The sequence below is a fragment of the Pseudorhodoferax sp. genome, assembly GCF_047601025.1.
Taxonomy (GTDB): Bacteria; Pseudomonadota; Gammaproteobacteria; order Burkholderiales; family Burkholderiaceae_C; genus Pseudorhodoferax.
In genome coordinates this window covers 5,227,914-5,241,636 of record NZ_JASGJZ010000001.1, presented here as the reverse complement: position 1 = coordinate 5,241,636, position 13,723 = coordinate 5,227,914, and the positions used below count along the sequence as shown (strand labels likewise).

The window sequence follows — 13,723 nt, the reverse complement described above, 5'->3', positions numbered from 1 at the left end:
CCGCCCCGCACGCGGGCGGTCACTTGCCAGCCGGGCCGGCGTCCGGCACGTAGATGATTTCCCCGCTGTCCAGCCGGTAGGCCGTGCCGACCCGCTGGCCCTGGCGGGCGCTGCCGCCATCGGCCGGGGCCTGGCCGGCCACGTAGCGCGAGACCTTGCCGCCTTCGCGCGTGATGATCTCCATGTCGGGCTGGCCCGGGTTCTTGACCACGGTGAAGTCCTTGGCCGTGAGCATGTCGGCGATGCGCAGGTTGGAGACCAGCGCGATCATCAGCGCCAGCGCGAACACCAGGGCCACGTCGAACAGGTTGATCAGGAAGCCCATCGGGTCCATGTCGTCGCTGTCGGCGCCCAGGCCGCCGCGCAGCAGGGAGCGGCGCCGGCTCATGCCGGGCCTCCCCGCAGGCGGGCGCTGACGAACTCCAGCAGCGACAGGTCGTCCATGGCCCAGCGCTGCGCGGCCTGGTGCAGCAGGAAGCCGATGGCACCGATCACCAGGCCCACCACGGTGGTGGCGAAGGCCACCTCCATCTTGCGCGCCAGCACCGCGATGTCGCCGGCGGCCAGCGCCACCAGCGCCGGCCCGAGCGGGATCAGCGTGCCCATCAGGCCCAGCAGCGGGCCGATGCGCGTCATGGTGCGCAGCAGTGCCAGCCGGCGGTCGGCCGCCAGTTCGAACTCGGTCACCACGCGCTCGTGCCAGGCCGCGTCGGCGGGCGCCTGGCGCAGGGCGTCCAGGGCCTGGCGCAGCGCGTCGGCACGGCGCGGGCTGGCGCGCGTCAGCAGGTCCAGCAGCTCCCCGGCGGGCACGGTGGCCAGCGCGCCGGTGCCGCGCGTCCGGCGCAGCCGGTCGCTCCAGCGGCCGTAGAAGTCGCCCAGCGCAAGCAGGCCGCGCGCCAGCAGGTACAGGATGGCGACCACCACCGGCACCTGCAGCGCGGTCGAGATCCAGGAGAGGGTTTGGATGAGGGATTCCATGAGGTGTGCGTGCTTGGAAAGGAATCAGCGCCGCCGCTGCGCCAGCCAGCCCAGCGCGGCCAGCGCGGCGGCCACCGCGGCGACGATGGCCAGGCGGCCGCCCCACAGCGGCACCGGGTCGATGGCGGCCCGCAGGGGCGGCCGCGCCAGCCACAGCCCGGCCACGGCCTGTGCGCCGTGCAGGCCCACGCGCAATGCGCAGCGCGTGGCGCCGTCGGGCAGGGCCTGGCGCAGCAGCGCCGTGGCCGCGGCCAGCAGCGCGGCGAAGCCCAGCGCGCAGAGCCAGGCCAGCGTGGCGTAGTCCCAGCCGTCGACCCACAGCATCACCGCCACCTGGGCGAAGAACAGCGCCAGCAGCGCCGATGGCGGCGGCAGCCAGCCCAGCCAGCGCCATCCGCGCGTGGCCTGGCCTTGCGCCTGCCGCACGGCCTGGCTGCCGAACAGCAGGGCCTCGGCCAGCAGCAGCGCCGCCAGGTCCTGCCGCCGCTGCGGCGACGCGGCCCAGCGCAGGATCTCCGCCGTGCTGGTGCGGCTGGCCAGCTCGCCGGAGGCGGCCAGCGCGGCCACCACGGCGAGCGCCATCGCCCATTGCAGCGGCCGGGGCCATGCCGCGGCCTGCAGGGCGGCGAGGGCGAGGCAGCAGGCGGCCAGCGCCAGCAGCACGCTGCCGTCCGTGCTCATGCCCGGCTTCCCGGGCCGGCATGGCGGCGGCGCAGCCAGAGCACCAGCGCCGCCAAGGCCAGCAGCGCGCCGAGCAGCACGGCCACGGCGGAAGCGCCGGGGCGCAGGGCCAGTGGCGCGTCGGGCCGCGCGGCGCCGGGCTCGCGGCCGGGCTCGGCGTTCCGGCCGGCGGCTTGCCTGGTGTCGGGCGCTGCATCGGTCTTGCGCAGCACCGTGGCCTTGGCGGTGTCGACGGACGGGCCCTGGTTGGCGGCCTGCAGCGCCTCGTCGTAGGCCTGGCGGCGCTCGGCCTCCAGGTGGGCGGCGATGAAGCCGCGCAGCGCGGCGTTGTCGTTGACGAACTCGGTGCCGCTGGCGCCGAAGCGCGCCACCAGGCCGGCGTGCAGCTGCGCCACTTCGCGCAGCCGCGCGTCGCCGGGCTGCCAGTAGCCCTTGCGCGCGGTCTCCAGCATCACCGCCGTCATCTCCTGCAGCGCGTAGGGGTTGGCGCGCTCGAAGAAGGCGTGCACGCCCAGGCCGCGCGCATCGCGCACGTAGGTGTCGGCGAGCGCGTCCCACAACTCGGAAGGGATGGCGGAGGGCCGCGTGACGTTCCAGCCGTAGAGGTTGCGGAAGGTCTCGGCGAACACCTCGGCCGAGGAGGCGCCGCCCCTGGCCATGGCCTCGATGTAGGCCGGGTTCAGCACGGTGGCGCGTGCCTCCACGGCGATCGCCGCGCCGGCCTCGCGCACCGTGGGCCGCGCGGCGTTGCGGAAGTCGCTGAAGTAGGCGGCCGGCTCCTGGCCGGTGACCTCGCGCACCGCCAGGTTCAGCCCGCCCATGAACTCGTAGACGTGGTCCAGCGAGATCGGGCCCCAGGTGTTGGACGACAGCGGCTGCATCACCACCTGCGTGCCGGCCAGCGCCGCCTCGAAGGCGCCGGCCTGGTAGGCGCCCCACAGGTCGCCGTCGCCGAAGGCTGCACCCATGTTGGAGAGATAAGTTTTGGCGACCTCGGAGCGGTCCTGCCAGCGGTCGCCGGCCTCGACCATGCCCATGATGCCGGTACCGTAGTTGCCGTTGACGCCGCCGAACACGCGCACGGCCGAGAAGCGCCGCGCGTCGGCGGGCGAGGCGCCGCGCTCCTTGAGCTGCCGCTCCACGGCCTGCACGCCCTGGGCGACGGCGTTGTCCTGCTCGCGCGCCTGCGCGGCCAGGGCGACGGCCTGGTTGATCAGGCCCAGCCGCGAGGCCGCCAGGTCGCGCAGCTGGCCCGAGGTCTGCACCACCACGTCGACGCGCGGGCGGCCCAGTTCCTCGCGCGGGACCAGGCGCAGGCCCGACACGCGCCCGAACGGGTCGCGCACCGGCGACACGCCCAGCAGGTACAGGATCTGCGCGATGCCGGTGCCCTCGGTGTGGATGAAATCGCCGGCCCACAGCGTGAAGGCCACCTTGGCCGGCCATTGGCCGCCATGCGCGGCGCGGTGCTGGGCCAGCATCTGGTCGACGAGCTGGCGCGCCACGGTCCACGCCTGCTCGGAGGGAGTCTTTTCCGCATCGATGGAAAACAGGTTGCGGCCCGTGGGCAGCGCCAGCGGGTTGATGAGCGGATCGCCGCCCGAGGACGCTTGCGTGAAGCCGCCCGCCAATGCGTTGGTCAGCGCGGCCAGCTCGCGCGCCGGGCTGTCGGCCAGCTGGCCGCGGTAATGCGGGATGGCCTGCACGCGCTCGCGCAGCGTCAGCACGGCCTGGGCGAAGCGGCGCTCGCCTTCGGCGCGCTGGTCGGCCCGGCGCTCCAGCGCATGCGTGAGCAGGGCGATGCCGGCGGCCGCGGGCTGCCGGCGCGCCTGCCAGGGCGCGCCCAGCTCGGGCGCCTGCTGCCAGAAACGCAGCGCGGCCAGCAGTTGCGTTTGCGCGGAAGCATCCAGGGCGTCCACGCGCCGTGCGGCCACCTGCGCGTCCGGCGTGGCCTCGGCGGCCTGCAGCGCGCCTGCGTGCTCGCGCGCCTGGGCCTGCAGGGAGTTACGGGCGCGGCGGGCTTCGGAGTCGACACTGGCCTGGAGTTCCGGCTCCGACAGCCAGCCCAGGACCTTGCGGCGCAGGGGCTCGCTCTGCATGGCCGACAGCAGCGGTTTCACGTCGGGGCCGGCGGCGATCTCCAGCGCCTCGGCCATGGCCGGGATGGCCTTGGCCACGGTGCGCGCGGTCTGCAGGGACTCGGGGTCCAGCGAGCGCAGCGCATGCCTGAGCTTCTGGTCCGAGCGCAGGCTCTCCAGGAACTCGCGCTTCTTCGGGTCGGCCAGCGCGCGCGCCAGGTGCTGGCGCAGCGCGGCTTCGTCGACGGCTGCGCCGGCACTGCGTGGGGCGGCGCGCGATGCGCCCAGCGCGATGAAGCCGCGCACCAGCTCGTCGTCACTGGGCTGGCGCTGCGCCGCCGCCCAGGCTTCGGCGCGCCGCAGCTCGTCGGGCTTGACGGCCTGCGCCAGCACCTTCTCGTCGCCGGGCCGCCCCGGGGTGGAAAGCGCCCCCGCGGGGGGCTGCGGACCATGCGAGGCGGGGAAGCGTGGGGGCCCGGCCTCGGCCGCATCGCCGCGCTGCGCCTGTGCGATCAGCGCCTCGGCGCGCGGGCGGTAGGTGCGTGCCAGCCACGCCGAACGGTCGAGCTGCTCGCGCCGCACCGTGCCGCGCGCCACGTCCAGCTCGGCCAGCGCCTGCACCAGCGCGTCCAGCCCCATCAGGCGCGCCGTGGTGTCCAGCGCCTGCGGCGCGTAGGGCGTGCCCAGCGTGTACAGGCCCTCGGTGATGCGCGCGTCCTCCACGGTCTCCATGTGGTCGGCCAGGCGCGCCAGCTGCTCGTCGCTCCAGGGCGTCTGCGCGTCGAGCGACAGGTCGCGGTGCAGGCCCAGCGCCACGGCCTGGCGCTGGATGTCCTGCGCGTACTGGTGCCGCAGGGCCGGGCTGTCGGCGGCGTCCCAGGCCTGCAGCCGGTCGGCGAGCTGCTTGTGGCCGGACTGCGCGCCGCCTTCGCGCAGCGGCGGCGTCAGGTGCGAGACGATGGTGGCGTAGCTGCGGCGCTTGGCGACCATGGCCTCGCCCACATTGCCCATGGTGTAGAGGTAGACGTGCGGCACGCCGCCGATCAGCGCGTCAGGCCAGTCGCGGTCCGACAGGGCCACCTGCTTGTGCGGCGTGAATTCCAGGCTGCCGTGGGTGCCGAAGTGCATCACCACGTCGGCGCCGAAGACCTCGCGCGTCCACAGGTACGAGGCCACGTAGGGCCAGGGCGGCGCGAGCCGGGTGCCGTGCACGAGCCTGAAGGTGTCCTCGCCCGCGCCGGGCAGCGGCTGCGGCAGCAGCACCACGTTGCCCAGTGGCACGCGCGCGACGGCGACGCGGCCCCCGGCGCCTGTTCCATCGCTGAGGTAGGCGCCCGGCGCGGGGCCGAACTGCCGGGCGACCTGGTCGCACAGCAGTTGCACGATCTGCTTGCCGCACCAGCCGTTCAGCTGCGCGGCGCTGACCCAGGCCGGGTCGGCATCGCGCAGGAAGCTGGCGAAATCGCCCTTGGCGTAGGGGCCGATGTTGGGGCCGCGCGCTTGCAGCAGTTGGGCGAAGCCGGCCTCGGTGGCAGGCAGGCCGTCCACGCGGTAGCCGTCGGCCCGCAGGCGGCGCAGCAGCGCGTAGAGCGAGGGCACCACCTCCAGGTCGCCGGCCGTCAGCGCGCTCTGGCCCGGGCCCTTGTAGTAGTAGATGGCGAGCTTCTTGTCGGCATTGGCCTTGGCCTTGTGCGCCACGGTGCGCTGCACCAGGCTGGCGAAGCGCTCCGGCCGCCCGGGCAGCGCGCGGAACACGCGCAGGCCGTCGTCGCCGCGGAACTGCGCGGCGACCGCCATCGGCGTGGTCGCGCCGTCGATCTCGGGCAGCGTGACCGACATGGTGAGCAGCCCGCCGTCGAAGCTGCGCTGGTCGGCCAGCCATTCATCGGCCTCGGTGAACACGCTCACCGGTGCGAACAGCGGGATGTTGCGCGCGGCCAGCCACTGGCGCGCCTCGTCGGCCTGGCCCAGGGTCAGCCGGCCGTGCGGCATGTAGACCACGGCGGCGGGGTCGGCCTGCTGCAGGAAGGCCAGCCGCTGGCGGATGGCGGCGACCGGCACGACCTCGAAGCCGAGCGCCTCCAGGGCGCGGATCATCGCGTCCACGTGGTCGCGGTTGGCGTTGAAGGGGCCGGGCACGCTGGTCAGCAGGGCCACGCGCGGGCGGCCCGGCTTCCAGCCCGGCTGTGTGTGCAGGTACTGCTCGAAGCTGGCGAAATCGGCGAACACCGCGTCGTCGGCCAGGTGGAAGAACACGTCCTGCGGCATGGGCTGCGGCGGCTGCACGTCGCCCGCGAACAGGCGCTTGCCGTCGAGCGCGCGGCGGGCGTAGGTCAGCAGCCGTGCATAGTTGGCCGGCCCGCCGCCGCGCAGGTAGCCGGCCACGGCGTCGAGGTCGGCGCCCTTCAGGGTGGTCAGCAGGTCGTGCTGCGGGTTGGTGGCGCCGTCCACGTAGACGGGCGTGCCGGCCGCGCCCGCGGCGCGCAGCTGCTGCGCCTGCGCGTCGTCCAGCTTCAGGCCGCGGCCGAAGACCAGCACCAGGTCGTGGCGCCGGGCCTTGCCCAGTTCGCCCAGCGGCAGCACGCGCGCGCCGGCGAAGGCGCCGGGGCTGGCCTGGATGATGCGCGCGGCCTGGAATTCCGGGTAGTTGACCAGCGCGACCCGCGTGGGCGCCAGCCAGGCGATCCAGCCCAGCCCCAGCGCGGCCAGCACCGCCAGGGCCAGCAGGCCGGCCAGCGCCATGCGCCAGCGCCTGGATGCCGGCCCGGGGCCGCTTCGTTCCACCATCTTCAACGCTGTCCTCCCATCATGAATGTGATGTTGTAACATCCATTGTTTTTTGTGATGTTATAACAATTGACGACCCGTCGATTGCAGGCAGGAGGGAGAGTCCATGGTGCGTTCGATGCGGCTGCACGCCGCGGTGCTGGGGGGATTGGCCGGGCTCGCCGGCGCGGCGGCGCGGGCGCAGCCGGCCGAAGAAGCGCAGGGCGGGCCCGCGCTGCCGTCCGTCGCCGTCACGGCGACGCGCCAGGCCACGCCGGCGCTGACCACGCCGGCCACGGTCTCGGTGATCGGCGAGGCGCAGCTGCGCGAGAACCTGGTGACGGACTTCGGCGAGCTGTTCCGCGACGAGCCCGGCATCGCCGTCAAGCGCGAGGCGCGCGGCCGCGGCGGCGAGGCCGGCATCGAGGTGCGCGGCATCGGCGGCCAGCGCCTGGCCATGCTGCTCGACGGCGTGCGCCTGCCCGGCGGCTACGTGGCGGCCGGGGCGAACCTGGGCCAGCTGAAGCTGGACCCGCTGTCGCTCGGCCGGGTCGAGGTGCTGAAGGGGCCGGCCTCCGGCCTGTACGGCAGCGACGCGCTGGCCGGCGTGGTGCTGTTCCGCACGCTGTCGCCGGAGGATTTCCTGGATGCGTCCGCGCGCGCCGCGGGCTCCGCCGCGGTGGGCTACGACGGCCTGGACGACGGCCGCTGGGGCAGCGCCAGCCTGGCCTTCCGCGCCGGCGCGGCGCGCAACCTGCTGTCGTTCTCGGCCCGCGACGGGCACGCGCCGAAGAACCATCCGGACAGCGCGCTGCATCCCGACCCCCAGGACACGCGGCAGCGCAACCTGCTGTTCAAGTCGGTGCTGGACGTCGCCCCGGGCCACGCGCTGACGCTGACCGGCGAGCACTACGAGCAGACCATCCGCACCGACCAGCGCTCGCTCGTCGGCCCCATCGCCGGCGGCACGCGCATCACCGGCAGCCGGGCGGACGACCTCAGCCGGCGCGACCGGCTGGGCCTGGCCTACCGGTACGCCCCCATGGGCGCCTGGTTCGACACCCTGACGGCGCAGGTCGACCGCCAGCACAGCCGCAGCGACGAGCGCACCCACGACACGCGCCAGCCGCCGGGCGCCGCGCCGGCGCTCGTGCGCGACGCCCGCATGGCCTACCGCGAGCCGCAGTGGTCCGGCAACCTGCAGGTCGACGGGCACGCCGGCACCGGCGCCGTCGCCCACCGCTGGGTGGCCGGCGTGGACCTGCTGTCCAAGTCCATCGGCCAGTACAACGAGGCCGGGCAGCGCACTGCCGCGGGCGGCGGCGCCACCAGCGTCATCGACGGCGAGGTCTACCCGCGCCGCACCGCGCCCGAGACCGACGTGCGCGCCATCGGCCTGTTCGCGCAGAACGAGATGGCCTTCGGCGACGGCCGGCTGCGGCTGACGCCCAGCCTGCGCTACGACCACTACCGCATCGCGCCCCGGCCCGACGCGCTGTTCGCCAACGCCAACGTGGCCGGCAGCACGCCCGTGGGCATGTCCGAGGGCGCGTGGACGCCGCGGCTGGGGCTGAGCTACGAGTGGCGCCCGCGGCAGGTCGTCTATGCCAACGCCGTGACGGGGTTCCGCATGCCCACGCCGGACCAGCTCAACCGCGTGGGGCAGGTGGCCGTGGCCACCTTCATCCACGACTTCATCCCCAACCCCGACCTCAAGCCCGAGCGCAGCCGCGGCGTGGAGCTGGGCCTGCGCGGCGAGGCCGGCCTGGGCACGTACGAGCTGGCGGCCTTCTACAACCGCTACACGGACTTCATCGACACGCAGATGATCGCCTACATCCCGCCCGGCCAGAGCGGCGGCCCGCGCGCGATCCGGCGCTTCCAGTCGCGCAACATCGGCGAGGTGGAGATCTACGGCATCGAGGCCAAGGGGCAGATGCCGGTCGGCCAGTGGTTCGGCGCGGCCGACCGCTGGCGCCTGGTTGGCGCCATGCAGTGGTCGGTCGGCAACGACGAGAGCGCCGGCCAGCCGCTGAACAGCGTCCAGCCGGCGCGGCTGGTGGCCGGGCTGCGCTGGGACGAGCGTGGCGGGCGCTTCGGCGGACAGTTCACGGGCCATTTCGTGGCCGCCAAGCGGCGCGTCGACGAGGCGCTGGCGCAGACCGGCCCGACGGCGCCCGTGCCGCTGAAGACGGCGGGCTACGCCCGCTTCGACCTGACCGGCTACTGGCGCATCGGCCGGCAGGCCACGCTGAACCTGGCCGTCCACAATCTGTTCGACCGCCAGTACTTCGACTGGCCCGCCGTCAGCGGGCTTTCCGGCAACGATGCACGGCTGGCGGCCTACACCGCGCCGGGGCGCACCGCCTCGGTCAGCCTGCGGGTGGACTTCTGAAACGCCCGCGCGGCCGCCGGCGAACCTGCAGGCGGCCCGGACAGGCACCGGCGCGCCGGGCGTCCCGGCCGGCCGCTCGCCGTGCCGGCGGCGGGCGGCGCGTCACGGCCCCGTGTCCTGCGGCACGCAGTAGCCGACGCCGCGCACCGTGTGGATCAGGCCTTCGCCGAGCTTCCTGCGCAGGTGGTGCACGTAGACCTCGATCGCGTTGCTTTCCAGCACCTGGTCCCAGCGGTACAGGCGCGCCTCGATCTGCTGGCGGGACAGCACCCCGGGGCTGGCTTCCAGCAGCGCCAGCAGCACGCCGAACTCGCGCGCGGACAGGTCCACCGGCTCCCCGCCGATGCGCACCTGGCGCCGCGCCGGCTCCAGTTCGAGGCGCCCGTACCGCAGCACCGGCTGCGGGCGGCCGGCGGCGCGGCGGCACACGGCGCGCATCCGCGCCGCCAGCTCCAGCCCGTCGAACGGCTTGATCAGGTAGTCGTCGGCGCCCAGGTCCAGGGCCTCGATCCGTGCGGGCAACTGGTCGCGGGCCGTCATCACCAGGACGGGCGTGGCCGGATCGGGCAGCCGGCCCGCCGGCGACAGCCGCAGCTGCTTCAGCAACGACGATCCGTCGCCGCCGGGCAGGCCGAGGTCCAGCAGGACCGCGTGGAACGGCGCGGCCCGCAGCGCGGTCCAGGCCTGGGACAGGCCCGGCGCCCATTCCACGGCCCAGCCGTTCTGTCCCAGGATGGCGGACAGGCCCTGTGCAATCCCCGCATCGTCTTCCACAACCAGTGCGCGCATCCCGTGATTTCCCCGGGGGGCGCTTAAGCGCGTCTTAAGTGGGGCGGCCGAGGCTGGCGCCCGCCATGCCTGCCCGTTCGCCCTGGAAAGCTCCGCTCGCCCTGACCCTGCTGCTGGTAGCCGTCGCCGTGGCCTGGGACCTGTCCGGACTCGACCTGGCGCTGGCGCAGCGCATGGGATCGCCGGCAGGCTTCGCGCTGCGCGAGGACTGGTGGCTGCGCCGCGTGCTGTACGACGGCGCGCGCTGGCTGGCGTGGGCGCTGGGCTGCGCGCTGGTCGTCGGCGTGGCCTGGCCGTTCGGCCCGCTCAGGCGGCTGCCGTTCGAGCGGCGCCTGCAGCTGGCGGTCTCCAGCCTGCTGGCGCCGGCGGTGGTGGCCCTGATCAAGTCGTCCAGCCATACCAGCTGTCCCTGGGGCCTGGCCGAGTTCGGCGGCATCGCGCGCTACCAGTCGCATTGGACCGGCTGGTTCGTCGACGACGGCGGGTCGGGCCGCTGCTTCCCGGCCGGCCATGCCAGCGCGGGCTTCGCCTACGTCGCCGGGTGGTTCGCGCTGCGGCGCGACCTCCCGCGGTTCGCGCGCGGGTGGCTCGCGGCGTCCCTGCTCGGCGGCTTGGCGCTGGGCCTGGTGCAGCAGCTGCGCGGTGCCCACTTCATGAGCCACACGCTGTGGGCCGCGTGCGTCTGCGCCATCGTCGGCTGGGCCATGGATGCCGCGTTCTCGGCATGGCGGGGCCAGCGCTAGCCGTGCCGGGGCGTTGCCCGCCCGCACCGCAGGATGTTCCGGCGATTAAGCACTCTTTAAGCCCGGCCGCGGATGCTGGCGGCATGCGAGCCCATCGAGACCACCAGCCGGCGCCTGCCGGCCAGCCTCGCGCCGCACTACTCGCGGTGCTGTTCCTGGCCGTCTGCCTGCTGTGGTTCGCCAGCCTGGGAACCCGGGCGCTGATCACCCCGGACGAGGGTCGCTACGCCACGCTGGCCTGGGAGATGGCCCGCAGCGGGGACTGGGTCACGCCGCGCCTGAACGGCCTGCTGTATTTCGAGAAGCCGGCGTTCCAGTACTGGATCGGCGGCATCGCCTTCCGGCTGTTCGGCGTCTCCGAGTTCACGGCGCGGCTGTGGCCCGGCACGGCCGGGTTCCTGTCGCTGCTGGCCGTCGCGTTCACCGCCTGGCGCCTGTGGGGGCGGCAGGCCGGCATCCGCGCCTTCGCGGTCGCCGCCTCGACCACCTGGATCGCGGCCAATAGCCACTTCCTGTCGCTCGACACGGGGCTGATGCTGTTCCTGACGCTGGTGCTGTGCGCGGTGCTCCTGGCCGACGGGGACGCCGCCATCGATCCGCAGGTGCGGCGCCGCTGGATCTGGCTCGCGTGGGCGGCCATGGCGGGCGCCGTGCTGAGCAAGGGCCTGGTGGGCGTCGTGATCCCCGCGGCCGTGCTGGCGATCGTCAGCGTGTGGCGCCGCGACGCGGGGCTGGTGCGGGGCATGCACTGGGGCTCGGGCCTGCTGATCTTCGCGGCGTTGACGGCGCCGTGGTTCGTGCTGGTCTCGCTGCGCAACCCCGAGTTCGCGCGGTTCTTCTTCATCCACGAGCACTTCGCGCGCTACACCTCCGAGGTGCATCGGCGGACCGGCGCCTGGTGGTACTTCGTGCCCATCCTGCTGGGCGGCATGCTGCCCTGGACCGGCGCATTGCCCTGGCTCGGGCGCGCCGCGGGCTCGGCGCCCGGCGGAACGCGGGTCGGCAACCAGGACATCCTGGTGGCGTGGTGCGCCTTCGTCTTCGTGTTCTTCAGCGCCTCGGGCTCCAAGCTGCCCTCGTACATCCTGCCGATGTTCCCGGCGCTGGCGCTGCTGGTGACGGCCCGGCTGCAGGACGCCAGCCCGGCCGCGCTCGGGCGGCACCTGGCCGGCCTCGCGGTCCTCTGGGGGCTGCTGTTGCTCGCTTCCACGCAGTTCGCGCGGTTCACGGCATCCGGCGATGCGCGGGAACTCCTGGCGCCGATGGCATGGGCGGTCCGGGCCGGAGCGGTGGTCTTCCTGGCGGCGGCCGCGGTGGCGGCCTGGCAGCTGCGCCGCGGCGGCGCCACCGCCGCGGTGCTGGCCGTGGCGGCCGGCCACCTGCTGGCCATCACGCTGGTCATGCAGTCGCACGACGCCTACGGCCGCCGGCTCAAGAGCGCCGCGCCGCTGGCGGCCAGCGTGCGCCGGGAGATCGGCGCGGACGACCCGGTCTTCGCCGTCCGCTCCTACGACCAGACCCTGCCGTTCTACCTCGCCCGCCACGTCGTGCTGGTCGACTACCGCGACGAGTTCGCGCTCGGCCAGTCGATCGAGCCCGGGCGCTGGATCCCGACGCTCGACGCGTTCGTCGACCGGTGGCAGTCCCTGCCGCAGGCGGCGGCCTACATGAACCGCGCCACCTGGCAGGTGCTCCGGCAGCGCGGCGTCCCCATGCGCGCCATCTTCGAGGACTCGCGCCGGGTCGTGGTGGTGCGCCGATGAAGCCCGCCGACTTCGCCTGCATCCTGGGCGGCGTGCTGCTCAATGCCGCCGCCCAGCTGCTGCTCAAGGCCGGCGTCGGCGGCGTGGGGGAGATCCGGCTGGCCGGCGGCCTGGCCGAGGCGCTGCGCACCGCGTCCCGCCTGGCGCTGCAGCCCGCCATCCTCGGCGGGCTGGCCTGCTACGTGGTGAGCGTGGTGGTCTGGATCGTCGCGCTGTCGCGCGTGGAGGTCAGCGTCGCCTACCCGATGCTGTCCATCGGCTACGTGGTCAACGCCGTGCTGGCGTGGTGGCTTTTCGGAGAGGACGTGAACATGCAGCGCTGGCTGGGTATCGGCGTGATCATTCTTGGCGTGGCCCTGGTCGCGCGCAGCGGGAGTTCCGCGTGAGCGCGCCGCCGTTCCTGCCCTTCACGCGCCCGGCGATCGACGAGCGCACGATCGAGGAGGTCGGCGACGTGCTGCGCTCCGGCTGGATCACCACCGGCCCCAAGTGCCAGGAGCTGGAGCAGGCGCTCTCGCGCCGGTGGGGCGGCCGGCCGGTGCGGCTGCTCAGCTCCGGCACCGCGGCGCTGGAGCTCGGGCTGCGGCTCGCCGGCGTCGGGCCGGGCGACGAAGTCGTCACCACGCCGCTGAGCTGGGTGGCGACCGCCAACGTGATCCTGGCGGTCGGCGCCACCCCGGTCTTCGCCGACGTCGACCCCGGCACGCGCAACATCGACCTCGGCCATGTCGAGCGCGCGATCACCCGGCGGACCCGGGCGCTGATGCCGGTGGACCTGGCGGGCCTTCCGGTCGATCGCGACCGGCTGTACCGGCTGGCCCGCAGCCGCGGCTTGCGCGTCGTCGAGGATGCGGCGCAGTCCTTCGGGTCGTCCTGGGGCGGGCGCGCGATCGGCAGCTTCGGCGACCTGGTGTCGTTCAGCTTCCACGCGAACAAGAACTTCACGACCGCCGAGGGCGGCTGCCTGGTGCTCAACGACGAGCAGGAGGCCCGCCGCTGCGAGAAGCTGCGCCTGCAGGGCGTCGTCCGGCTGCCGGACGGCGGCATGCTGGTCGAGGAGTGGGGGGCGAAGGCCAACCTGACCGACGTGGCGGCCGCCATCGGCCTCGGGCAGCTGCGGCACGTCGACGCGGCGGCGGCGCAGCGGCGCCGGCTGGCCGCGCGCTACTTCGCGGCCTGGGACCGCACGCTGGGCCTGGAGCTGCCGCCGCAGGACCCGGAGGGCCACGGCAACTGGCACATGTTCCAGCCGCTGCTGCCGCGCGACCTGGCGCCGCGGCGCGGCGACTTCATCGCGCGGATGCGAGCGCGCGGCATCGGCGTCGGCGTGCACTACCCCGCGATCCATCTGTTCCAGCTGTACCGGATGCGCGGCCACGGCATCGGCGACTTTCCCGTGGCGGAGGACATCGGCGCCCGCACCGTCACCCTGCCGCTGTTTCCGGGCATGGCCTACGGCGACGTGGACCGGGTCTGCGGCGCCGTCGCCGAGGTGGTCGGCGAGATGCGCCAGGGGCGTGCGCCGTGACG

10 protein-coding genes are annotated in these 13,723 nt (G+C 74.2%); 5 read left to right on the top strand and 5 right to left on the bottom strand.

The genetic code is table 11. The features are described 5' to 3' along the window. Positions 1–19: 19 nt before the first annotated feature. Genes QM782_RS24145 through QM782_RS24130 form a run of 4 tightly spaced genes read right to left on the bottom strand, consistent with a single transcriptional unit; the run spans position 20 to position 6,479 of the window. Positions 20–388, bottom strand: coding sequence for a DUF2149 domain-containing protein (locus QM782_RS24145; RefSeq protein WP_415205402.1), 369 nt, complete (start codon positions 386–388; stop codon positions 20–22). After that, complete coding sequence (locus tag QM782_RS24140; protein WP_415205401.1) at positions 385–978, bottom strand: MotA/TolQ/ExbB proton channel family protein; 594 nt, start codon at positions 976–978, stop codon at positions 385–387. The genes QM782_RS24145 and QM782_RS24140 overlap by 4 nt, the downstream gene beginning before the upstream one ends. Before the next feature lie 24 nt (positions 979–1,002). Further along, positions 1,003–1,659 (bottom strand): hypothetical protein, encoded by a 657-nt coding sequence (locus QM782_RS24135; RefSeq protein ID WP_415205400.1) that lies wholly within the window; start codon positions 1,657–1,659, stop codon positions 1,003–1,005. After that, the gene (locus QM782_RS24130; RefSeq protein WP_415205399.1) at positions 1,656–6,479 is read right to left on the bottom strand and encodes a cobaltochelatase subunit CobN; all 4,824 of its coding nucleotides are present in this window, start codon (positions 6,477–6,479) and stop codon (positions 1,656–1,658) included. The genes QM782_RS24135 and QM782_RS24130 overlap by 4 nt, the downstream gene beginning before the upstream one ends. Positions 6,480–6,630: 151 nt before the next feature. Here QM782_RS24130 and QM782_RS24125 point away from each other — a divergent pair, with 151 nt between their 5' ends. Next, positions 6,631–8,898 (top strand): TonB-dependent hemoglobin/transferrin/lactoferrin family receptor, encoded by a 2,268-nt coding sequence (locus tag QM782_RS24125; protein ID WP_415205398.1) that lies wholly within the window; start codon positions 6,631–6,633, stop codon positions 8,896–8,898. Between the two features lie 102 nt (positions 8,899–9,000). Here QM782_RS24125 and QM782_RS24120 read toward each other — a convergent pair whose 3' ends face one another. Next, a complete protein-coding gene (locus QM782_RS24120) occupies positions 9,001–9,687 on the bottom strand; it encodes a response regulator transcription factor (protein ID WP_415205397.1) in 687 nt (228 codons plus the stop codon). Between the two features lie 65 nt (positions 9,688–9,752). Between QM782_RS24120 and QM782_RS24115 the strand changes: the two genes are divergently transcribed. From QM782_RS24115 to QM782_RS24100, 4 genes are all read left to right on the top strand, one after another. After that, positions 9,753–10,430 (top strand): phosphatase PAP2 family protein, encoded by a 678-nt coding sequence (locus QM782_RS24115; protein ID WP_415205396.1) that lies wholly within the window; start codon positions 9,753–9,755, stop codon positions 10,428–10,430. Positions 10,431–10,513: 83 nt separating this feature from the next. Beyond that, positions 10,514–12,193, top strand: a complete 1,680-nt coding sequence (locus QM782_RS24110) for a glycosyltransferase family 39 protein (protein WP_415205395.1) — start codon at positions 10,514–10,516, stop codon at positions 12,191–12,193. Further along, positions 12,190–12,579 carry an SMR family transporter gene (locus QM782_RS24105; RefSeq protein ID WP_415205394.1) on the top strand — a complete coding sequence of 130 codons (390 nt, stop codon included), beginning with the start codon at positions 12,190–12,192 and terminating at the stop codon, positions 12,577–12,579. The genes QM782_RS24110 and QM782_RS24105 overlap by 4 nt, the downstream gene beginning before the upstream one ends. Beyond that, the gene (locus QM782_RS24100; RefSeq protein ID WP_415205393.1) at positions 12,576–13,721 is read left to right on the top strand and encodes a DegT/DnrJ/EryC1/StrS family aminotransferase; all 1,146 of its coding nucleotides are present in this window, start codon (positions 12,576–12,578) and stop codon (positions 13,719–13,721) included. The genes QM782_RS24105 and QM782_RS24100 overlap by 4 nt, the downstream gene beginning before the upstream one ends. Positions 13,722–13,723: the final 2 nt, after the last annotated feature.